17 protein-coding genes, 2 pseudogenes and 1 CRISPR repeat array (1 of these 20 running past the window's edge) are annotated in these 20,792 nt (G+C 67.3%); of the genes and pseudogenes, 2 read left to right on the plus strand and 17 right to left on the minus strand.

Annotated elements, in window-relative coordinates:
• Window positions 1–919: direct repeats of the CRISPR family, unit length 29 nt; unit sequence CTGCTCCCCGCACCCGCGGGGATGGTCCC (it extends 1,354 nt beyond the left edge of the window).
• A gap of 564 nt (window positions 920–1,483) precedes the next feature.
• The 3 genes from OJ254_RS28375 to OJ254_RS28385 all read right to left on the minus strand — a co-directional run bounded on the left by OJ254_RS28375 (window position 1,484) and on the right by OJ254_RS28385 (window position 5,219).
• Entirely contained in the window at window positions 1,484–2,962 is a 1,479-nt protein-coding gene (locus OJ254_RS28375; RefSeq protein ID WP_265364651.1) for a hypothetical protein, read from the minus strand.
• On the minus strand, window positions 2,937–3,842 hold the full coding sequence (locus tag OJ254_RS28380; protein ID WP_265364652.1) for a phosphotransferase enzyme family protein: 906 nt from the start codon (window positions 3,840–3,842) through the stop codon (window positions 2,937–2,939). Before OJ254_RS28380 ends, OJ254_RS28375 begins: the two co-directional genes overlap by 26 nt.
• Before the next feature lie 300 nt (window positions 3,843–4,142).
• Window positions 4,143–5,219: an AfsR/SARP family transcriptional regulator gene (locus tag OJ254_RS28385; RefSeq protein ID WP_265364653.1), complete on the minus strand. Its 1,077-nt coding sequence runs from the start codon at window positions 5,217–5,219 to the stop codon at window positions 4,143–4,145.
• Between the two features lie 177 nt (window positions 5,220–5,396).
• Between OJ254_RS28385 and OJ254_RS28390 the strand changes: the two genes are divergently transcribed.
• Window positions 5,397–5,537 carry a hypothetical protein gene (locus OJ254_RS28390; protein WP_265364654.1) on the plus strand — a complete coding sequence of 47 codons (141 nt, stop codon included), beginning with the start codon at window positions 5,397–5,399 and terminating at the stop codon, window positions 5,535–5,537.
• A 26-nt stretch (window positions 5,538–5,563) separates the two neighbouring features.
• Here the strand turns inward: OJ254_RS28390 and OJ254_RS28395 are convergent, their stop codons facing one another.
• The 13 genes and pseudogenes from OJ254_RS28395 to OJ254_RS28455 all read right to left on the minus strand — a co-directional run bounded on the left by OJ254_RS28395 (window position 5,564) and on the right by OJ254_RS28455 (window position 15,378).
• The gene (locus tag OJ254_RS28395) at window positions 5,564–6,967 is read right to left on the minus strand and encodes a LysM peptidoglycan-binding domain-containing protein (RefSeq protein WP_265364655.1); all 1,404 of its coding nucleotides are present in this window, start codon (window positions 6,965–6,967) and stop codon (window positions 5,564–5,566) included.
• A 42-nt stretch (window positions 6,968–7,009) separates the two neighbouring features.
• Window positions 7,010–7,459: a pilus assembly protein TadG-related protein gene (locus OJ254_RS28400; protein WP_265364656.1), complete on the minus strand. Its 450-nt coding sequence runs from the start codon at window positions 7,457–7,459 to the stop codon at window positions 7,010–7,012.
• A pseudogene (locus OJ254_RS28405) lies at window positions 7,456–7,839 on the minus strand (TadE/TadG family type IV pilus assembly protein); the annotation flags it as partial. The pseudogene OJ254_RS28405 and the gene OJ254_RS28400, both read right to left, overlap by 4 nt.
• 49 nt (window positions 7,840–7,888) lie before the next feature.
• Window positions 7,889–8,296, minus strand: coding sequence for a TadE/TadG family type IV pilus assembly protein (locus OJ254_RS28410; protein WP_265364658.1), 408 nt, complete (start codon window positions 8,294–8,296; stop codon window positions 7,889–7,891).
• 3 nt (window positions 8,297–8,299) lie between these two features.
• A complete protein-coding gene (locus tag OJ254_RS28415; protein WP_265364659.1) occupies window positions 8,300–8,500 on the minus strand; it encodes a hypothetical protein in 201 nt (66 codons plus the stop codon).
• Between the two features lie 38 nt (window positions 8,501–8,538).
• Window positions 8,539–9,051: a type II secretion system F family protein gene (locus tag OJ254_RS28420; protein ID WP_265364660.1), complete on the minus strand. Its 513-nt coding sequence runs from the start codon at window positions 9,049–9,051 to the stop codon at window positions 8,539–8,541.
• Between the two features lie 383 nt (window positions 9,052–9,434).
• A complete protein-coding gene (locus tag OJ254_RS28425) occupies window positions 9,435–10,346 on the minus strand; it encodes a type II secretion system F family protein (RefSeq protein ID WP_265364661.1) in 912 nt (303 codons plus the stop codon).
• A pseudogene (locus tag OJ254_RS28430) lies at window positions 10,343–11,697 on the minus strand (TadA family conjugal transfer-associated ATPase). Before OJ254_RS28430 ends, OJ254_RS28425 begins: the two are co-directional and overlap by 4 nt.
• Window positions 11,690–12,196, minus strand: coding sequence for a hypothetical protein (locus tag OJ254_RS28435; protein WP_265364662.1), 507 nt, complete (start codon window positions 12,194–12,196; stop codon window positions 11,690–11,692). Before OJ254_RS28435 ends, OJ254_RS28430 begins: the two are co-directional and overlap by 8 nt.
• Before the next feature lie 307 nt (window positions 12,197–12,503).
• Window positions 12,504–13,115 (minus strand): SAF domain-containing protein, encoded by a 612-nt coding sequence (locus OJ254_RS28440; protein WP_265364663.1) that lies wholly within the window; start codon window positions 13,113–13,115, stop codon window positions 12,504–12,506.
• Window positions 13,116–13,278: 163 nt separating this feature from the next.
• The gene (locus tag OJ254_RS28445) at window positions 13,279–13,755 is read right to left on the minus strand and encodes a hypothetical protein (RefSeq protein WP_265365346.1); all 477 of its coding nucleotides are present in this window, start codon (window positions 13,753–13,755) and stop codon (window positions 13,279–13,281) included.
• 389 nt (window positions 13,756–14,144) lie between these two features.
• Window positions 14,145–14,687, minus strand: a complete 543-nt coding sequence (locus tag OJ254_RS28450) for a hypothetical protein (protein ID WP_265364664.1) — start codon at window positions 14,685–14,687, stop codon at window positions 14,145–14,147.
• A 211-nt stretch (window positions 14,688–14,898) separates the two neighbouring features.
• Window positions 14,899–15,378, minus strand: a complete 480-nt coding sequence (locus tag OJ254_RS28455) for an ATP-binding protein (RefSeq protein ID WP_265364665.1) — start codon at window positions 15,376–15,378, stop codon at window positions 14,899–14,901.
• Window positions 15,379–16,336: 958 nt separating this feature from the next.
• On the opposite strand from OJ254_RS28455, the gene OJ254_RS28460 reads away from it, so the two are divergent.
• Entirely contained in the window at window positions 16,337–16,510 is a 174-nt protein-coding gene (locus OJ254_RS28460) for a hypothetical protein (protein WP_265364666.1), read from the plus strand.
• Window positions 16,511–16,689: 179 nt separating this feature from the next.
• Here OJ254_RS28460 and eccCa read toward each other — a convergent pair whose 3' ends face one another.
• On the minus strand, window positions 16,690–20,676 hold the full coding sequence (gene eccCa, locus OJ254_RS28465; protein WP_265364667.1) for a type VII secretion protein EccCa: 3,987 nt from the start codon (window positions 20,674–20,676) through the stop codon (window positions 16,690–16,692).
• Between the last annotated feature and the right edge of the window lie 116 nt (window positions 20,677–20,792).

The raw sequence follows: 20,792 nt of genomic DNA on the forward strand, positions 1-20,792 counted from the left end.
GTCCCGCGCTCGGTGCTCCCTTCATGGGCCGGCCGTCCTGCTCCCCGCACCCGCGGGGATGGTCCCGCGTCCAGCACAGCGAGGTACTCGGAACCGGGCTGCTCCCCGCACCCGCGGGGATGGTCCCGAGGGCCTGAAGAAGTTCCTCGACGGCAAGTTCTGCTCCCCGCACCCGCGGGGATGGCCCCGGCTGTTGGACGTGGTGGACAACGTGACCGCCGTGCTCCCCGCACCCGCGGGGATGGCCCCGGCAGATGCGCCGCGGTGGATACGGTGGCGGGGTGCTCCCCGCACCCGCGGGGATGGCCCCGGCTGGCCAATGAAGATGCTCGGGCCCCACGTGTGCTCTCCGCACCCGCGGGGATGGCCCCGGCAACCGGCTGGTCGACCTGGACGTTGAAGCGTGCTCCCCGCACCCGCGGGGATGGCCCCTACCCGACATCAGCCAGCACGACAAACTCCGTATGCTCCCCGCACCCGCGGGGATGGTTCCTGCTCGACGGTGGGCGGGTTCATCGGCGGCGCGTGCTCCCCGCACCCGCGGGGATGGTCCCGGCGCACTCACCGTAGTCGACCTGCCCATCTCGTGCTCCCCGCACCCGCGGGGATGGTCCCCCGTCGACAGCCTGAGAACGGCGGAGGCCCGGTGCTCCCCGCACCCGCGGGGATGGTCCCGCCGAGGGCCACGTGCTCATGGTGAAGAAGCGGTGCTCCCCGCACCCGCGGGGCTGGTCCCGGCCACGTCGGCGGATCACCCTTGCGTCCACCGTGCTCCCCGCACCCGCGGGGATGGCCCCGCCAGGTGGCGCGCGATGTCCCGGGCCTGCTCGTGCTCCCCGCACCCGCGGGGATGGTCCCAGCGCCCGGACGGCGGGGCGAACCCTTTCAGCGTGCTCCCCGCACCCGCGGGGATGGTACCTACTACCGCGGGCAGTACAGCTGCTGCACCAAAGTTCTACCCGCGCGTGCGGGGATGGTCCCGAGATCGCGGCGGAGATCCGGAGGGGAATCGCGTGTTGCCCGCACCCCGCGGGGACGGTCTCTCCCCTTCACTCACTCGGCGTTGTCCGAGTCCGGTGCTCCCGGCACCCGCGGGGAGTCGCAGCCGTCTGCTCCCCGCGCCTGCGGGGAAGGTCCCAGGCCGCCGCGTCGGGATGTGCCAGTGGCACGCTGCTCCCCCCCCACGGGGATGATCCAACGGCACTCACATGAGTGATCCCGCAGAAGACCCGTGCCCAATGGATCGGCCTCGTCGACGCCGACTCCGACGAGGTCGACAACAATCGTGGAGCCTGGACCGCATCGGTGGATGGGAGGCCGGCCTGGCCTGCTGACTGACGGCGGATCGGCACCTCGACCACGCGAAGCCGCCTTCCCCTGGCGTCAACAACCTGAACGGTGGCAGAGGCCACCGCCTCAAGGCCGGCGTGCCCTCTGCCGTGGCGAGCTACGAGCACCGGATCCAGCCCAGGGTTGAACAGCATCAGCGGGATGTGGGGTGTGCTCGTTGGTCAGGCCTGCTGGCGCTACGTGAGCCGGGGATACGGCGACTGGGGGCAGCGTCTGGGTCCAGGATGACTGCGCCCGCCTCACGGGCCAGCAGGCGGTGGGTGCCTTCCCAGAGCCTTGTTCTGCCGCGATCGCGGCGCTCTTCCCACCATTCCTGGAGACGCATTGCGCCGAAGATCGCCACCGCGCACAGGAGGATGGCCGTGATCAGTGCATAGATTGGCGTGTAGTGGTCATCGAACATCGAGCGTTGCTGGTCAACTTGACGCGCATTGATGCCGAAGAACCCAAAGAGCAGGCTCAGGGTTCCCGTGATGGTCGTGACGAAGGTGACGGCCACGACGGTGCGGACTCGTCGTCGGTCGGCAGCGCGCTGCTCCATACTCTCCACCGAGGTGAGTTCCGCAGCGGCGGCGTTCCTGAGTCGCTGGAGCATTTGACCGATGGTGATTGCGCGCTCGGTGAGCCCCATGGCGCCGAATAATTCCCGATGGAAGCTTTCGACGCGTAAGGCCGGCACGAGTGTTCCGATGTCGCTGCCGACCTCGACGCTGTAACTGAGTTCGAGTTCGAGCTGGCTTAGGCCGTCGGAGATCCTCTCCAGCGCAGCGCGGCGGTCATGGGCGTCTCGTTGGTCGGCGCTACGGTGACGAAATCTGCGTACGTACGAATAGGCGACTTCTCGGATCTCACGGAGACGGGCGGCGGATCCTACGCCTTGGACAGCTGAGAGAAGAACGCAGTTCTCGATGTAGTCCTGATGTCCGCCGATGAGGCTCACATACGGCCCGAGAGCACCGATCGTGGTGGGGCGGCGGTTGAGCTCCGCTGGGTAGCAGATCGCGCTGTGCTGCGAGCGATAGGGCAGATCGGTTCGGTAAATGACGCGTTGAATGGTGTCTTCATCAGGGGCTTGTTCTTGTGTCTCAACCTGGATGAAGACCAGTTGGTGGCGCTCGGGAAGGAAGCCCGGTGTGCTTCCGTCGCCATTCGTGGTGCAGCCGATTCGGCCGGCTGCGATCTCTTCCAGGGTTGCCCCGGTGTACTCGACGCTTGCATAGTAGAGGTCTTCGAGGAGTGGGATCACTTCTATGAGGCCACCGCTCACGTCCAAGGTGAGGCCTACAACAACCTGTCCGGACGGAAGCAGGAAGTGCCACAGCTGTGCGGAGGACGGAGCCTCTCCGGTCCAGCGCTGGAAGGCCATCTCGGAGGAGTCGAGCGCCTCACGTTTCAGAACCTGCGGCAGTTGCTGGTCCGATTTACTGTAATACCCAGCCAGTCGTCCTAAGTTCAGGAACTCGCCAGGCTGCCCTGCGGCCCCGTCGACTTGATCCGGGTCGTAAGTCCATGGGGTCGAGTAAACGGTCGTCAGCCTGGTGTGCTCTCGGGATACATAGGGGTCGAAGGGCAAGGATGCCGAGCCGTTAGAGCGCGTGCCAGCGGCGTTCACGGTCTTCCTTTCGCAGCGACTCCATACGGATGGCGAACTCCTCTGCGGCCGCGCCGGATTGGGCATTCTGCATCAGCCACGTTGTCATACCCAATTCCCGCGCCATGCGGAGTCGCTGGTACCCGAGCGAGGCAGTGACGTCCTGCCCGTAATCGCGACAGAAAGCGTGGTAATCCTGACGACCGAGAGCGAACCTGTCTACTGCAATGGCAGTGGGAAGCAGATCCCAAGCTTGAGGGCCCACAGCGACTGCTTCATAGTCAATGAGAAGCACTCGACTGTCACGCGCCAGCAGATTCCCACGGTGGGCATCACCGTGAACCAAACCTGTGGGGTAGTGTGCTGCGACATCGCGAAACTCTGCCTCACTGCGAGCACAGGCCTCTCTGAGGAACTCTACGTCCCGCTTCTTGACCCCATGGGCGCGCTCAAGGCGCCGCCACATTACTGAAAAAGGATTCAGCGCAGGGAGAGCGAAGTCAGGTTCGGGCAAGGAATGCAACTCACGCAACAATCTCGCCAGGTCCACCAGACCGGGTTCGGTCCGGCTCGGAGGAACGTACTCCCAGAAGGTAACGAGCCTCCCCTCGGCCCGTAAGGGTTGCGGCAGATCGTCACGGGGCTCCACCGCGGGAAAGCCTTTGGAAAGGAGCCATCGAGCGATAGCCAGTTCCTTGGTGACTTTCTCTTCGACGTCTTCCGTATCCGCGCGAGCCACCCGTACAGCCACGCCCTCGCTCGGCAGCTTGTAGATGGCGTTCTCCCCCAGGCGCAACAGTTCCGCCTGGTCGGCGCGAAGCCCCGTGTCACTGCACGCAGTCGTCAAAGCTCGGTATGCACTGGCTCTGGTTAATCCTTCAACGCTCTCTGCATCGCTCATCCGCCTCAGAGTTGCGGGCCGCGATGTGAACTGTCAAGCACATCAAGAGGCCTCAACACGATCATGGTCGGGTCTTCGTGATGCCCGCCAACAGATGAGGCTCCAGGCAGGGCGATGAGGGCGTCATCCGTGCTTACGCGGCTCGCGGCAGTTGGGATTGATGTCGTAGCCCTCGTGACCTAGCTGGGACAGCGGGATCGATGGCACGGCCGGCCGCTCTCCCCTGTCATGGGCGGGAGGCCATTGGCGAAGGCCGATGTCTGCGTGACTCCGTTGAGGCTTGGCCCGGCCTTGGCCCTCTCATCGAGACCGGTTACGGGCCGACCGTGGTGTGAGGAGAGCTTGGGTAGCAGGGTCCGGTTCGAGGCCGAGCTCAGCGAGGTGGTGTTCGAGGCGGGTATATGCGTGTCGGGCGGCGTCGTGACGCCCAGCGGCTTGGTAGAGACGGATGGTGTGCTGGGTCAGCCGCTCGTGGTCGGGGTGGATGGCTCCCAGGTGCTCCAGTAGGGGCAGGATGGCGCTCCGCTCATGCGGGTCGGCGGTCGAGTGCTCGGCCTGGTGGGCCAGGCGGAGGGCGGCGTCGGTGGCCTGAGTGGTGAAGTGCTCGCGGATCGCGTCGGCCCACAGGTAGTCGCAACCTTGTGCAAAGGGGCCGCGGTAGTGAGCCAGGGCCTCGTGTGCACATTGCAACGTGTCGTGCAGCGACGACTTCGGTGTGCTTGCCGGGAATGCCTGCTTGAGAGCTCGTGTGAAATCCGCGAGGTCGGTTTCAATGAGATCTGGGTGAAGCTTGTGGAGCTCTCCTTGGCGCAGGACGAATTCCTGTGCGGTGATTCCGGTGGCTGCGCGCAGGGCGCGGCGTACGGCGCGGCGTAGGTTTTTCAGGTCGTTCTGTGTGCTCTCGGGTTCCAGTTGGAGTTTGTCGGCGATGTCCGTGGCCAGAAGCCCGGTGGGGTGGGCGGCGAGCAGGGCAAGGAATTCGTGGACTTCGGGGCGCAGGTTGGTGCCGACGGGTTCCTCGTGGCCGCGGGCGAACAGTGTGACGGGACCGAGAACGTGGAGGCGGACGGGTTTGGTCTGGGCCGGGCGGGAGGTTCCTGTGAGGTGGGGGCCGCTGGGGTCGGCTTCCTCCTCGGGCTCGGGAGCGGCTGCGGTTTCGTGTTGCTTGTCGTGTGAAGGCGGGCTCTGTGCTGGGAGCACGCGTAGTTTCGGGCGCTTGCCGTGGGCGCCGAGGAGGACTTGGGTCATGTCGCAGCCGGCGTCGGGAGTGAGGTGGAAGAGCTTCAGTCCCGCGTGTTGAGGGTCTGTGCCGGGTCGTGTGGTGGTGCCGTCGGGGGCGATGAGCCAGTGCTCGGCGTCCGGAAGCGGGGTGTCCAAGCTGAGGACGGCAAGGACTCCGGGCCGGCTGCGGGCGGCCAGAGCTTGGACCTGCCCGAGGTGGGCAGGTTCCGGCGTGGTGAGCAGGAGCAGGGTGCCCAGGTCTGCGGGGTGGTGGGCGGGGTCTGCCGTTGCCGGTGCGGTTGCCGGGGTGTCGCGCTCGTGCTGAGTACGAGCGTGGGCGATCAGATGTTGCTCGGCGGCCCGGACGGCATGTGCGGTGTCGCTGGTTTGAGTCAGCGCCGTGAACTGTGGGGGGAGTCCGGGCAGCAGGCGGGCGGCGAGTTCTTCGGGAACAACGGCGGTGACGGGCGGTGAACCGGGGCGTTGACGTTCGGCAGCGGTCAGGATGCCGGTGAGCAGGGCGCGGGCGGCGCTTTCGGCCCTGGTCCTGTCCAGGTGCAGCCACCGGCGATGGCGAGGACGTCGAGGGGAACTTCGGCGTTGTCGTCAACTCCGATGGTGACCGTGCCGGGGCTGAGGGGTTGCTGCGGTGGGGTGCGGCGGATTACCAGGGCTTCGGGGTCATGGGGGCGGCGTGGCTGGGTGGCCGCCTGTGCTGCTTGGGCGGCCTTGTCGACCAGCGGGCTCAGAGCAGGTGCGGTCGCTTCGTCATCGGGTCTGCGCGTGCGGCGTTGGTGCAGGTACCAGTAACGGCGCGCAGCCAGGAGTCCTGCCGCCGCCGTGATGCCGATCAGACTGGCCTCGCCGAAGCCGATGGCGGCCGGGCCCCTGTCCATATTCACTTTGCGGTCTGCGCCGTTACCGTCCAGCCGTGGCCTGGCATGGGTCTGGGTTTGAGTGTGGGTGTGGGTGTGGGCGGATTGCTGACTGGCGCTCGGGGTCTGGTCAGGCGCCGGTCGTGCAGAGGCTGGCGGCGCGGACGATGTCTGCGACTCGGTAGGCGGCGCGGCAGGGCGTGCCGGGCCATGGTTGGAAGGCCGTGAGGTGGGCTGCTCGCTGACGGGAATGGTCAGTTGCCAGCCGGGCTTGAGTAGGTCCGGGTCGGTGAGCAGGCTCCCGTCGGGTTGTACGCGGTCTTTGTTGAGTGCGTAGATCCGCGGCCATTTCAGCGCGTCTCCCAGGTGTGCGTGAGCGACATCCCACAGGGTGTCGCCTTCCTTCACCACGTACTCGAAGTGCCTGGTCGCCGCAGCGCCGGCCTCCCGTTCAGAGTGGCTCAGATGAACCGACGCCTCCGTATCTTCGGCGAACCGGGGAGCGGCTGTCACGCGGGCTGCGACGTTCTGCCCCGTCGAGGGGTCGAGAGGCGCTGTGACAGCAGTCGGCGGCCGGACCGTGTGCGCCCAGGAGGGTTGCTGGGCGCTGGCTGTTGTGGGGCGCCAGAGGCTGAGCAGGGCGACGGCGAGGGTGCCGATGCACAGTGCGGCCAGCGAGCTTTTGAGGGACAGGGTAGCCATGTGGTCGTGGTGGGCACGGCGGTCGTGCAGAAGCTGGGGAAGGTGTGCTGCGTACCAGCAGATCTCCCGGACAACGGTGAAGGCGAACGCGGCCCAGCACACCCAGCCCGCCACCGCCAACATGTCGATGACCAGAGGATCACTGACCGGTTGGGAGAGCCGTTCGCCCAACTCGTGCCAGGAGTGGACGTTGTCCGGCCAGGGAATGTGGGCGGCATGCCACAGCACAGAGGGCATTCCGACCAGCAGGGCAAGCGTGACAGCGAGGGTGCTCAGGGCCGTGACGGCGGCGGTCAGGCGCTCGCGTAGTGCGACGTGGTGAGTCATGGTGGCCGGTTCGCTCTCCGCGGCGGATGGGATGAACGGTCTTTACAAGGTGGTGCGTTCGGCCTGTGAGGTCGCGCTCGCGTGCAGGGTGAGGGTGCGCAGGCCAACCAGCTGCAGAATCTGAGTGCGGTAGCGGTGGGTGACGTGGACGGTGACGGCGTTCCCCTTCACTGCTGCGCTTCCGCTGTCGCCGATGGAGGAGACGTAGCCGCGGGCGGTCCGGGCGGCTTCCGCACGTACGAGTCGGACATCGTTGTGATCGCGTAGCCGGCCGATGTCGAGCTGCTGCGCGCCTGTCCGCGCGGCCTCTTGCGCGACGTCCAGTGCCTGGGCTTTACCGGCCAGGGCAAGGCCGCCGTCGATGACGATCCCGGCGAACAGCCATAGCGCGGCGGCGATGCCGACGACGAAGGCCGTGGCCTGTCCCCGGTCGTCTCCCAGAGCGAATCTGGTGCGGAGGCCAGCAAGATGTGCACGGAGTCGTGGGTTCACCGGGCTCTGCTCCTGAAGGAGTCGACGACGGAGAAGGCAGTGCCGACCAGGCGCACGTGTCCCGGCATCCCGGTGCGGGTGAGATCTCCCAGGGCGGCGGTACAGGTGACCTTCGCTGAGACCTTGGTTCCGGGGGCAAGGCCACCGGTAGTGAGATGAACGCTTGGGCTGGTACAGGTGGCCCCCGTTCCCTTGAGCGACGTGGCCGCGGCGCGAAGGGCCTGGGTATGGGCGACGTGCTCGGTGCGGGCCAGGGAGGCGGCGCGGGCGGCTTGGTGGGCGGCATCCGCCACAACGAGGCGTGCGTCGGCGAGCCGCCCCAGGGCCACCACAACGAGAAGCATCAGCACAAGCAGCGGGGTGAGCAGCACCATCTCTACCGCAGCCGAACCCGGTCGTCCCCGGCACGTACACCACGCGCCTTAAGCATCATGGCTGGCCTCCATCAGGGGCTGTAAGGCGCTCGGTGGGGCCGGAGGCCGCGCCGGAGGCGTGCAAGTGCAGGCCGGGGACCACGGTCATCACCGTTCCGCGGACCCGGACGGTGGTCTGCGCGGAGGTGCGGTCGACTGCCACGGAGGGCGTGGTGAGGGTCCGGCTGCCCAGTGCCGCGACACTGCGTGCGGCTTGGACCCGGCCGTCCGCAGCGCTCCCGTGCTGGGTGCGAGCGGCTGCCAGACCGCGCTGGGCTGCGTACTGTGCGATGTGCCGCGCATGCCAGACCAGCGCGAACTGCACGATCAGCATGGCCAGGAGCAGCAGCACCGGGACAACCAGCACCAGCTGCGTCGACGCCGCCCCGCGATCGTCGCGCCACCTGTGAACGGAAGGAATCACGGCCTATCCCAGGTCGATTGCCTTGGCCTTGGCAGTGACCTTGGCGACGATGATGCCCACCACACTCAAGGCCAGGATGACGAGCAGGGCGGTGATCAGGACGGTCTCGGTGGTGTAGCCGGCGTCCCCACGGGTACGGGCGTGCCGGCGCACCTCGGCCAGATGGGCCCGCAGCAGGCGAGCCAGCGTCTTCACGTCGAGCATGACAGCTCTTCCTCTTCGATTCTTGCGCGTTTCCGGGCTCAAGTTGCGGACAGCACATGGGCGAGGGCCGGGTATCCGATCAGCAGCAGGAAGGCGGCGAACAGCCCGACCACGGGCAGCGACATCTGCTCGGTGGCCGCCTGGGCCGCCCCGTCGGCCTCGGAGATCCTGCGCCGTCGCATCGCCCGCGCCTTCGCCCCCAGTGACCCACGGATCTTGGCGCCCTCGCTGCCCGCGAGGCTCAGCGTCGAGGCGAGTTCCACCAGGTCGCTGACGCCCAGCTGCCGGCCGAGATCGCCCAGGTGGGTCCAGGGGCTGGTACGGGTGAGCTGCGCGACGTGCAGGGCGTGCCGCAGGGTGCCGGCTGCCCAGCCCTGTGGTGCAGCGACGGCCTGGGTCAGGGCCTGCTGGACGCCCGCGCCGCCGGCAAGCGCGATCACGGTCAGGTCGAGGACAAGGCTGAGTGTGTGCTGCATCTCGCGGCGCCGCCGCTGCGCCTGCTTGCGCAGACCGAGGTCGGGGACGAAGAACAGCGCTGCAGCAAGGGCCAAGGAGCCGGACAGTGGCATCCACCACCCGGCCGCGGCATCCACCCCCAGGCGCAGGAGTAGAACAACGGCCCAAGGCGCGACGAGCCCGGTCATTGCGCATGCGGCCTTGCCCGCCAGGTGCTGTTCCTCGTCTGTGCCACAGACTGCGAGGTCTGCCCGCAAGGACTTCGTGGGAAAGCCGAGTGCCCGCACCAACGGCACCGCACGGCGCCCCAACCGGGTTGCCCACTCCATCTCCTCCGCATGCCGCGCCGACGAAGGCACAGGTTGCACAGGAGCGTTGAGTGCGGTGAGGACGTCGGCAAGTGCGGGTCTGGGAGGACGCAGCCCGTAGACCACAGCGGTCGCCCCGGCGCCGAAGAGCGCCCCGAGCAGCATGACGATCACGGTTGCCCTCCCGGGACGGGACCCGCACTGGTGATAGTGGGGTTGATCAGGCGGATGGGTTCGTCGATGCGGCCGATCGCGGACAGGTAGGTGAAGCTGGCAGCAAACAGCCCGCCCACCGCTGCCAGGACCGCCTGCCCGGTCAGCGTGTTGAAGGGATCCAGGTACGGGCGGTTGAAGACCACCATGCCCACCGCCATCCCCAACGTGACGATGACGGTGACCCGCACCCCGGTCCGTACGCTCGCCCGGCCGGCCTCGATGCGCTGTCGCATGGCCACCTGCTCGCGGACCGACTCCGCCAGCTCACCCAGCAACGGTGCCAACTGGCCCGCCTGCTGCTCAGCCGCCATCACCAGCGCCGCCACCACCACATCCGCCAGCGCATCATCCACCTCTACGGCGAACGTCCTCAGCGCGGCAGGAAGCGATCGGCCCGACCGGACGGCTGCGGCCAGCTGCCGCATCTCCGACTCAAGTGCGGTCGGCGCGATGTCGGCGGTCGCCAGCACCGCCTGCTCCAGTCCAGCCGCGGCGGAGAGGGTGTCACGCAGCATCTCCGTCCACGCCGCCAGCGCCTCCATCCGCTCCGTCCGTCTTGCCGCGTACCGGTCCGGGCCAAGCAGCCCAGGCAGCGTCAGCACGGCGGCTGTAGTCAGTACCGCCGCCACCGGCCAGCCCGTCAAAGCGCCCACGACCACTCCGACCGTCACTGCGATCGTGAAGCGCCGGGTGGTCCACTCCGCGGGCAGCCGCCCGATCAGTCGGCGTCCGAGCCCCGCCTGCTCCTCGCGCAGTGTGCGTCGTACGGCGCCGTAGCCGATCGCCACCAGTCCCAAACCCCACACGGTGCCGCAAGCCACCGCCACCGCCGTCACCGTGCCGGTGCCCCAGTTGATGGTGGTCATCTGGCCGCTCCCCACCACGATGTCTCGGTGGCCTGGGGCTCCAGCCCGGCCGCGACCAGATCGTTGAGGGTCTCCGCCCGCAAGGGGGCTGCGGGGACGGCCCGACCATCCAAGCCGGGACGGTAGACCTCGTTGGAGACAATCTGCGCGCCCTCGGCGTCGATGACCTCCCGCACCGAGTCGATCACCCGTTGCCCCGCCGCGTCCCAGCCCAGGTGCACAACGAAGTGGACTGCGGACGCAACCATCAGGTTCGTTGCCTCCAGCGACAACCGTTCCGGGGCCTGGGCGGCGTAGGAGGCGAGTTTGGTGAATACCCCGCGTGAGGTGGAGGCGTGGATGGTGGAGAGGGAGCCGTCGTTGCCCTGCGACATGGCGTTGCACATCGGGATGACCTCTGCGCCACGGATTTCCCGACGATGACCCGGTCCGGTGACATCCGCAGCCCCCAACGCACCAGCTCCGCCTGGTCGATGCCGCCCTGTCCCTCGATGTTCGGCTCCCGTGCCTGCATGGCCACCACGTTCGGATGCGCCACCGGATCGGTGTCGAGACCGAGCTCGAAGGTGTCCTCGATCGTCACCAGCCGTTCCTCGGGAGGAATCTCATGGGCGAAGGCTCGCAGCACGGTGGTCTTGCCGACATTGGTTCCACCGCCGATCACGATGTTCTTGCGCGCCCGCACCAGAGCGGTCAGGAAGTCCGCCAGTTGCTGATCACAGACCCCCAGCCGCACCAGCTCGGCCATCGACGCGGCCGGGAAGCGGTGACGGCGGATCGTCAGGGAAACCCGACCGGTCACCGCCATCACCGCGAAAAGCCTCGAACCGTCTGGGAGTTGTAGGTTCAGCCGGGGCATTCCTCGGTCGAAGCGGCGCTCTTCGTCGCCTGTGCTGGCCGCGAGGGTGCGCACGATTTTCACCAGTTCGGCATCCGAATCTGCCACCGCATTCTCGCGGCGCCATGTGCCGGAGGCGTCTTTGACCCAGACCACATCGGAGCCGTTGATGCAGATGTTCTCCAAGGTGGTGTCGGCCAGCAGCCGCTCCAGGCTCCCCGTTCCAAACAGCGCGTCTGTGACCGCTTGGGCGACTCGTTCCTCGACTGCCGCATCGACGACCCGGCTCCCATGGGAGAGAGCCAGGCGGCGTTGGGCCCCCAGTTCCTCGGCCAGCAGGCGATCCACAGTGGCCCGCCGCGCAGCCTCGCTCTCCGCCGGCAGCCCCGCCGCCTCCCGCTCACCGGCGTACTCCGCCAGACGGGCCGCCACCCGCTGCCGCACCAGCAGCGCCAGCTCCCGCTCGCCTTGTGCCGGGACCACGCCCGGCGGGGGCATCAGCGTCTCACCCACGAGGCATCACCCCCTCATCACCCGCGACCGGGCCAAGACGCCGCTGCGTCTTCGCGCCCACCACCGTGGCCTTCTGCTGTCGGGACTCGGCCAGATGCCGGGCCAGCTTGCAGGCTGCAGCCATCATCGGCATCACCCGGAACCCCGTCGTCCGCAGTCGTCCCGCATGCCTCCGGTTCATCGCGGCCACGGTCTTGGTATCCCACGGCAGGAAGACCACCTGCTCGATGGCGAGCGACTGCGCGATCTCGTCCGCTGAATAGGGACACGGACCCACGACAGCCAGCGTCAACCGCCCGCCATACCCTTTCGTCTTCAGCCCGTACGCGGACACATGCGTCAAAGGCTCCGCACCGCCCCGCGCCACCAGGACCACCTGTCCAGCGGCCCCCAGCAGTGGCTCAACGGCGCTTCCGATCCGCCCAACATCCAGCAACACCGTGCCCTGGTCGCCCTCGCCACCCAGCAGCACCCGTCGGCCGCCTTCGTCGGTCAGCAACCGCACCGCCTCTGTGCACGGGCCGCGCCCAGGCACCGCAGCCACCGCCCGAACCCCGAAGGGAAGTTCACTCACCGCGCCCAGCAAGGACCCCGGATGGGGCTTCCCGACCGCGGCCGCCACGTCCAGCAGTGAGGGCGACGGCGGTAGCCCGAAGCGCATCATCAGGTCCCACCGGACCCGTCCGCCTCCACCATCACCGGCCGGACCCCACCATCCGCCTCATGCGGCCACGCGGCAGCCAACGCCAACGCCGTCGTCGTCACCCCCGGCGCACCCGAGATCGACCCGACCACCACCAAGCGCCTCACGGAGCCTCACGCCCCTGTGCCGGCAGCACCACCACACGCGGATGCTCCATCTGTGTCGCCCGCTTCACAGCCGCGGTCTCCACCAGCACTGTGACCACCCGCGGCCCGCCCGACGACTCCGGTGCCCGCACCCCCGTCACCGTCCCCATCACCGCAGCGGGCGCCTCGTCCGCTGCGGACTGCGCTGCACCGCCCCCAGTCGGTCCGGGCAGCACCGCCACGCGTTCTCCACGGGAGAGCTCCGGCGGCGCCGCGCCCGGCTCCACCGCCAGCGACACCTGAGAGGAGCCCTTCGGCGGAAAGGCGATGGGCGTCCCCACCTGCCCCGGCGCCAACAACGCACCGGCCACCAACGGCACCTTCACCCTCCGCCCCAGAACCGTGCCCCGTTCAGCCACCGGCACGACGCCCGCATCCGCAGCAACCTCCACCACCCGCAGGTCAGCCGGTTGCAGCACCCGGCCTACCGGCACATCACGCGTCAGCACCAGCACCCGGTCCCGGTGCCCCACCACTTTGGCGACCATCGTGAACCCGACCGCCGAGACCACCACTGCCCCCAGGCCCGCCCACACCCAGCCCAGCCGACGCCGCCGACCACCGGTCATAAGCGGTTTCTGCTCCGGACCTGACTTCCGCGCCCCTGGCACACCGGCCCCAGCACTCTTGGGGACTGAAGAAGACAAGGAAGTACCCACAATTCACCCCGCAGCAAGAACGTCCAACTTCCACCGAGCGGCACAGCAGCGCACCGCTCGCCTACTGCAGCCGTCAGCTCGTCACGACGGCCTGCACCTCATCCACCACCAGCCGCCGCCGCGCCGACATCGCCAGGCCCGGTACTGTCCCGGATCGCCCACCCCCTCTCCACTCCACATCCCAGATCACCCGCACTGACACCGGAAACGCCTTCGCCGGCTCGGACGTCGACGCCCGTCGGTAGGTATAACCGCAGTCCGGCGACGATGCCTTGGGCCCGTACTCGGCCGAGTACGGCGTCCCTGGCCCCCGACACACCACACTCCCGCCATCGCCCATCGACCACACCGTCCTCCGCGGCCGAGCCGTGGCAGTCACCTCTAACCCATCCACCGCCGCCGCTGTCGTTACCGGCCCCCAAGCGCCGCGCTCCACCCACATCCACGTCGGCACATTGACCACCTGCACAAGGTCCTCACGTGGGCTCGTATGGATCACCGGCTTCGGCAACTTCAACCGCGACACCGCCTGCTGCACCACAACCCGCACCGGCACATGCTCTTTTGCGTCTGCCTTGGGATTGCTCGACTCTTCGCCATCAAAGCGCGGAAGGAGGCCCTTTCCAGCGCTTACCAGGCCCATCGGGGCCGAGCCATGCGCCCAGTCATACGCAGTGATCTCTGAAGGGCCCTTCGCTTCCTCACTGTCGGGTTCCGTACGCCCTCTGGAGGATTGTCGAGCCGGCCCGTCTTTCCCGGAATCTCCCGGGTGCTTCGTGACGCTCTTCGCTTCTGCGCTGCACTCACCTGGAACGCATGTAACTCCGCCGAACAGATCCCTCCCGTCCGCTCGTGCAGGCCACGTTGAGAGTGAAATCGCAAGGATTCCCGACCACACAGCCAAACCGCAGGTCCGACTGTTTCGCCTGATGGCTTTGATCAGCATGAGCCGGACTCGTGCATGTAGAGATCAGTGACCTTCCAGATGCCCTTGGCTCGCCGGACAGTCGCGTCAGTTTTGAAATGGCTACCCGGCACGTCATTCTTCAGCTCGCCACTCCGTTTGTACTCCAGCCAATCGGTGCCATCGACGCAATCCCGGATGACGACCCTGCTGTCCCGTGCGGAAACGACTGTCGGAGCCAACCGCGGGGCGCCCTTGGTGACAACGCCCTCCTTCACTGCTTTCCTGAGGCCATATTTCATCAACTCGAGAGCGCCGGCCGTCGCATGCCCTTTGAGGCGCGGAGACTGCGGGTCGGGGGCCGCCGCTACAGCGGTCAGATCGCTCCACATTGCCCGGTAGGCGGCAATCGCGTCCGCGTGCGCGGTCCCCGGCGTGCGTGCTACCCCAGTCGTTACAGTCCCTTCGGACGGCTTGGCATCGGACGGACTTCCGGTACACCCACCCACCAAGCCCAGAGCAGCGGCGGCTACGCAGCCCCAGCGCAGTTGCCGTATCACTCGTCCACGCATCGTCATGACCCCCACCTTTCATCACTCAGAGCCCACAAATAACAACCCTGGGTGATCATTTGCAAGCTGAAAATGCTTGCGCCGCGCTTTCCACTCGTATCGGGAAGAGCCGCCCCCCTCTTGACGGACTTATGACAGACACGCCACGAGCCCGCGGTGCGCCGAGGCGAACGCGTGGCTTGCCGCCCACCTGGCCGCAAGCCACGCGCGATCGGCATCATCTGCCCGGAATCGCCATCCAGGCCACCTTCATCCGCCCTCCCTCCTCCGCGGCGAAACCCCAGGCTCCGCTAGTGAGCTGGTGGACCACATGCAGTCCCCGCCCTCCCTCGGAAATGGCCTTTAGCAACGCGTCCCGGCCACCACCGCGCCGCGATGGGTCGACCTCGAACGGACCTGTTGCCGGAAATGCGGGGACTGCCGGCAACTGAGGGGCCCTGTCCGCCACTTCGCAGATCAGGCCCGAAGCGGTGAAACGCAGCCGCACCTCGTACGGCCCCGGCGCATGTTCGAGTGCGTTGGAGGCGAGCTCGGACACCGCCAACACGGCATCATCCAGCGTCTCGCCCCCGTAGCCGAGTTGATCCAACGCACAGCGCAGTGCGGTCCGGGCCCGCGACACCGCATTGGGGGTGTCGCTCGCCCAGCGCCACAGCACGCGGACTACCTCGTTGTTGTGGGGCAGCGTCGGAGTCATCGTCGCCCCCCTCGCGCGGCATGCCGTCCTCGGGCGACACGGCGGTGACGGCCGCGCCCGGGCCGAACGCTCATGCTCGCTTCAGCGAACACCGCGGGGCCGGTGTGGGTGAACAACAACGTCAGGGATGCGGCGACGAACAAAATAGGGGCCATGCGGACAACCTCCAAGATGATCGCGGCTGGAACACGACCACCGAACCTCGCCGCTCACGAAGAGCGGAAGCCGCTGATCAAGAGGACTTTCGTTGATTGTGGAAATCGGCGGCGACGTGAACCGCATCCGCAAGAGACGACAGTGAGAGGCAAGCGGGAAATACTCACGACCGTTCCGACGAAGGACCGCTATCGCTTCCGCGATAGGGCTTTTCAGGCGTCACGCCAAGGGAGGGCCTTCCAGCGGCTGCGAGACTGAGAGGTCAATTCTTCCGTTGCGCTCGCGGAAGTCGGCCAGCACGCCGTGGTGGAAACCGGAATCGTCCAGCTCCACGGCCAGGGCGCGCTACATCGGGCGCTGGCCACGGCACCTCTGCCGCGGGCGGCGGATGGCCAGCCGGCTGGCGGCCGACTTCGCGCGCGAGGCGAACTAGCCTCGCGGGATGACCTGTGAGGCAAAGCGGGCTCTTGGGGCACAAGCCGTCAATCCGTGCGCAATACCCGCCCCGCCGAGTGATCGCGAACTTGCAGGCGATGCCTTTCCGTAGCTGACGCGTTGACCGTGTATGAAGTCTGTGACGATTTGGCCGGTTATCAGGCGAGGTGTTCCCCTCGCGGCAGCATCAGCTCTGCTTCCCTTGCTGAGCGCGCAGCCAGCAGTCGCCGACACCAGTAGCTGCACGCACGATTTCTCAGGGCCGCAGGTCTGCATCCGGCTCAAGGGCCGCAACGGGTCCAACTCCATCACGGGCATCTGGACCAACCCTTCGCGAGGGACCCGGCACAGAGCTGTCACGGTCTTCATGAACGGCAGGCGTGTCAGCACGGCTCAGGCCCGCCGGATCGGCAACACGCTCTCGCATACCTGGCCCACCATGCACACAGGAACCGACACCAAGATCTGCGTGAAGTTCGCTGGAATCGGCAGGGTCGCCTGTGACACAACCCGGTACATCGGCGACCGGGCCCAGCTCTGACCGGACAGGAAGCTCGCCCCTGTCCCCAGCCCGGCTCGGATCGGCACGGCTGACCGGTCGCTTCGCGCGTGTCCATCGCCCCGCACTGGGCGGGGCGATGGAGACGTGTGCGGCTATTAGCGGCGAAGATCGCTGCCTAGCTGCTGGTTTCCGTCGAGCGCTGGCCTGTCCCCACTGGCTCACCTGGGGGAGGACCAGCCGATTTGAATGACGCGGGACCGCTGCCGAGGAGAGACCAAATGAGCCCGCCCGGGCGGCATGGGCTCAGCCCTCGTACTGCCTACCAGCGGTCCTTCATCGGGGTTGCCCGACAGAATGACGCCCACGGCTCCGAGCTCTTTGAGGCGTCGGGTCACCAGGTCGAACGAGGCGCGGGCTGCGCCGGCGGTACTGCGGGCGACGATGACGCGGAGGCCGATGTCGCGGGCATAGGGAAGCAATTCGACCAGTGCTTCGAGGGGATTCCCGGAGGGGAGTGCGACGAGGTCGTAGTCGTCGATGACGATGAAGATCTCGGGGCCGTGCCACCAGCTGCGAGCGCGCATCTGCTCGGCGGTGACCTCCTCGGTCGGCATTCGGGCTTGGAAGATCGGGACGAGGCGCTTCAGGCCGTCTTCGAGCGATGCCGAGGCGGGAGCGTAGTGCAGCACGTGGTCCTCCGGGAGCTGTCCGTGCAGCCCCCGTCGGTAATCTCCGACGATCGCCAGAGCTTCATGGGGCTGATGCCGTTCAGCCAGCCGCCGGGCGAGCAGGCGCAGCAGCGAGGACTTCCCGGACTCGCTTTCGCCGTAGACCACCAGGAGCGGATCGGTGTCGAAGTTGAGGTAGACCGGCGCGAGCGCCGTTTCGTCGAAGCCCACAGCGAAGCCGAGATCGGGTGTTTCGCTCGCCTTGGGAAGGGCGTCCACGTGCAGGCGGTCGGGGAGCATGCGTACGGGTGGACACACCGGCCCCTGCCAGTGGGATGCGACAGCCGCGATCAGCTCGGCGGAGCTCTCAGCGGCATCCGTAATTTCGTGCGTGCCATGCGGGCAAATGGCGTGCGGCTGTGCGGCGGCATAGTGCAGGCCGCCTTGGGCGAGGCCGTGTCCGGGGCGGTTGGTGGGCACATTGCGAGCGCGTCTGCGATCGTGTTCGGAATCCAGCGGATCGGCCATCCGAAGTTCCAGCCGGGTACCGAGTTGGTCCTTCAGAGCAGGACGGATCTCGTTGTACCGCCCGGCCGTCAGGATGACGTGAATGCCGTAGGCAAGGCCCCGAGTGGCCATGGCTTCGACGTCCGGGATCAGCTGTTCATGCTCCCGCTTGAAGGAGCCCCAGCCGTCGATGACCAGGAAGACGTCTCCAAAGAGGTGATCGGAGTAGTGCCCCACGGCTCGCCGTCCGCGGTACGTCCGGATGGAGTCGATGTGATGGGCCCGGAAGAACTCCTCCCTTTCGTCGAGGATCTCCCGCATCTCCGCGATGGTCCGTCGCACCTTGGCCGCATCCAGGCGGGAACTGACGCTCCCCACGTGCGGGAGGTCCAACAGGGTCGACAGGCTGCCACCACCGAAGTCCAAGCAATAGAACTGCACCTCGCGGGGGGTATGCGTAAGCGCAAACGCCGTGATGAGGGTGCGCAGCAGGGTGGACTTCCCCGACCGCGGGCCACCGACCACCGCGGCGTGGCCCTGTGAGCCGGAAAAGTCGTACCGAAGGGTTTCCCGGCGCTGCTCGAACGGCACGTCGGCGATGCCGAGTGGGACGACGAGGGACATCTCCCTCCACTCGACTGGTTGCAGGCCCCGTTCGGGAGTGACCGTGAGCGGGGGAAGCAGATCGCCAAGAGAAGGGGAGTCCTCCAACGGGGGCAGCCAGACCTGCTGTGCCGCCGGTCCGTGGTCCCGGAGACGCTCCACCAGAATGTCCAGTACGGAAGGTTCTGTGCCGCCTGCCTCTGGCGGTGCCTCATCATCGCTGGTCAGGCATGGATCGGTGCCCTCGATGATGGACTCGGCGGTGAACAGCACTGGGGAGAGGTCTTCTCGAACACCGGAGGCGGTCGCGCGCCGGGGACGGTAGGGGCCAGAGACGTAGGCCGCCTTGAACTGGGTCAGGGCTTCCGTTCCGTGACTCAGAAGGCCCGCTCCAGGGACGTTGGGCAAGTGGTATGCGTCGGCGACGCCAAGTGCGATGCGGGACTCTTCGGCCGAGAAAGTGCGCATCACCAGTCGGTATGACAGGTAGGTGTCCAAGCCGCGCAGCCGGCCCTCATCCACCCGCTGTGAAGCAAGCAGAAGGTGTACACCGAGCGAACGCCCTATGCGTCCGATCTGCAGGAACACGTCGATGAACTCGGGCCTGGCAGCCAGCAGTTCACTGAACTCGTCCAAGACGATCAGCAGCGTCGGCAGCGGCTGAAGTGGTGCCCCTGTTGCTCGGGCTCGCTCATAGGCGCCGATATTGGCGAAGTTGCCGCTGGAGCGCAGCAGCTCCTGACGGCGCAGCAATTCACCGGCCAGGGTGTCCTGCATGCGATCGACGAGGGTGAGGTCCTCGGCCAGGTTGGTGATGAATGCGGCTACGTGCGGTAGGTCGGCCAGGCCGGCGAACGTCGCACCGCCCTTGAAGTCAGCGAGGATGAAGTTCAGGGTCTCGGAGCTGTGGGTGGCGGCGAGGCCGAGGACGAGGGTGCGGAGCAGCTCGGACTTACCGGAGCCGGTGGCGCCGACACACAAGCCGTGCGGACCCATTCCTGACTGGGATGCCTCCTTGAGGTCGAGGACAACGGGATTGCCATCGCCGCCCACGCCGATGGGTACGCGCAGGCGGTCCTGCACAACGAGATGCCCCGGCGTTGGGGTGAAGGTTGTGGGGTCGTTGATACCCATGAGCTCCGTGAAGTCGAGCTTGCCCAGCAGTGGGTCTTCGTCCTCGTCGTCGCTGGTCCGCAGCGGGGAGAGGGCCCGGGCGAGTGCTGTGGCTTCGACTGAGCTGAGGGTGTCCGGAGTGCCCGTGTAGGTGGAGCCGGAAGTGGAGACGAGGGTCAGGGTATTCGGCTCGACAGCCATACCCGGTCGGCGATCCACTCGGTAGGCCCCGCCTCCAGACCTGGGGCGCTGTTGCTGGCCACCGGTGGCCGTTTCGAGGTCGATGACGGTCACGCCCAGAAAACCGTCACGGTCGAATGGCCACGCGAATGTCGTCGTGGGGCCGGGATCCAGAAGGATCACCACATGGGTCCGGTCGAGCAGCGGCTGGGCATCCGCTTCCCAGGCGAGGCGCGTGGAGAAGTCCTCGGCAAAGTCCTCTGCGAGCTCGTTGAGCGAGGAATAGATCAGCAGTCGTTGCGCACGTCGGCTGTCAGCAGCTGCCCGTTCGGCGGTACGGGCGTGCGGCAGCCACTTGATCCACTCCCATTCCACAGCCGCCCCCGGAGCCGTGACAACTGCGATACACACATCATCCGGTGAGTGCAGCGCCGCCAGTTGGCAGACCAGCGCCCGGACCGAACCCTGGACGGTGTCCGTATCGCCCCTGATCGTCAGCCGCGGAAAAGCCCGCAGGGACAACGCCAGGGGCAGCTCGTCGAGGTACTCGTACGCTGCAACGAAGTGTCGCAGTGCATGCGCGGACAGCGGCTCCCACTCTTCCGCAGGCCCGGCCTGCGGCACCACAAGGCGGGTCGCCAGAGCCTGTGGCCCCAGTCCGATGCGTACCTGGGCAAAGTCGTCGTCGCCGGGTCGGCGTTCCCACAGTCGTGTGCGTTCAGCGATGACCGCCCACAGCTGTGCCGGCTCGGGAAAGATACAGAGTTCCGCCAAGCGCTGGGCGCGTGCGGTGTTCCGTGCTTCCTCACGAGTGCGGGCCAGGTACTTCAGGTATTGCTGACGCGCCGCGTGGACGCCTGACGACGAGCCGCACCGGGCACGGACCAACTGGCCCACCCCCACGATGGCGGCGGAGATGAGCATGAGGCCGCCCATCACCTTCATGAACGGTGGTGAGCCGGGCAGGAAGAAGTACACCGCCGTGCCGGCCATACCCGCCATGGGCAGCAGCGTCAGGAGAGCGGATTCGCCCTTGTGCTCCGGCAGTCTGGGCGGCGCCTTCAGCTGCAGCTCGCCCTTTAAGTAGTCAGGAGGCGTGGCGCGCGGAGGGCGCTTGATGGTGACGGTTGCCAATGGGGCCTGTTACTACTGGAAGGGCGGGCCGGGCTGCTGGTGGCCATATGGGGAGGGTGGCGGTGCGACCGGGCGCCGGCGCTTGACGAAGACCACGGCCAGCACGGCCACGAGGC

Origin of the sequence: Streptomyces endophytica (genome assembly GCF_026153355.1) — a bacterium.
GTDB lineage: Bacteria > Actinomycetota > Actinomycetes > Streptomycetales > Streptomycetaceae > Streptomyces > Streptomyces endophytica.

Excerpts from the sequence above, each read along its gene's own strand:
- OJ254_RS28380 (WP_265364652.1), bottom strand. The coding sequence starts at position 3,842 with ATGAGCGATGCAGAGAGCGTTGAAGGATTAACCAGAGCCAGTGCATAC.
- OJ254_RS28395 (WP_265364655.1), bottom strand. The coding sequence starts at position 6,967 with ATGACTCACCACGTCGCACTACGCGAGCGCCTGACCGCCGCCGTCACG.
- OJ254_RS28415 (WP_265364659.1), bottom strand. The coding sequence starts at position 8,500 with ATGCTCGACGTGAAGACGCTGGCTCGCCTGCTGCGGGCCCATCTGGCC.
- OJ254_RS28425 (WP_265364661.1), bottom strand. The coding sequence starts at position 10,346 with ATGACCACCATCAACTGGGGCACCGGCACGGTGACGGCGGTGGCGGTG.
- OJ254_RS28440 (WP_265364663.1), bottom strand. The coding sequence starts at position 13,115 with ATGACCGGTGGTCGGCGGCGTCGGCTGGGCTGGGTGTGGGCGGGCCTG.
- OJ254_RS28450 (WP_265364664.1), bottom strand. The coding sequence starts at position 14,687 with ATGACGATGCGTGGACGAGTGATACGGCAACTGCGCTGGGGCTGCGTA.
- OJ254_RS28455 (WP_265364665.1), bottom strand. The coding sequence starts at position 15,378 with ATGACTCCGACGCTGCCCCACAACAACGAGGTAGTCCGCGTGCTGTGG.
- OJ254_RS28460 (WP_265364666.1), top strand. The coding sequence starts at position 16,337 with ATGAACGGCAGGCGTGTCAGCACGGCTCAGGCCCGCCGGATCGGCAAC.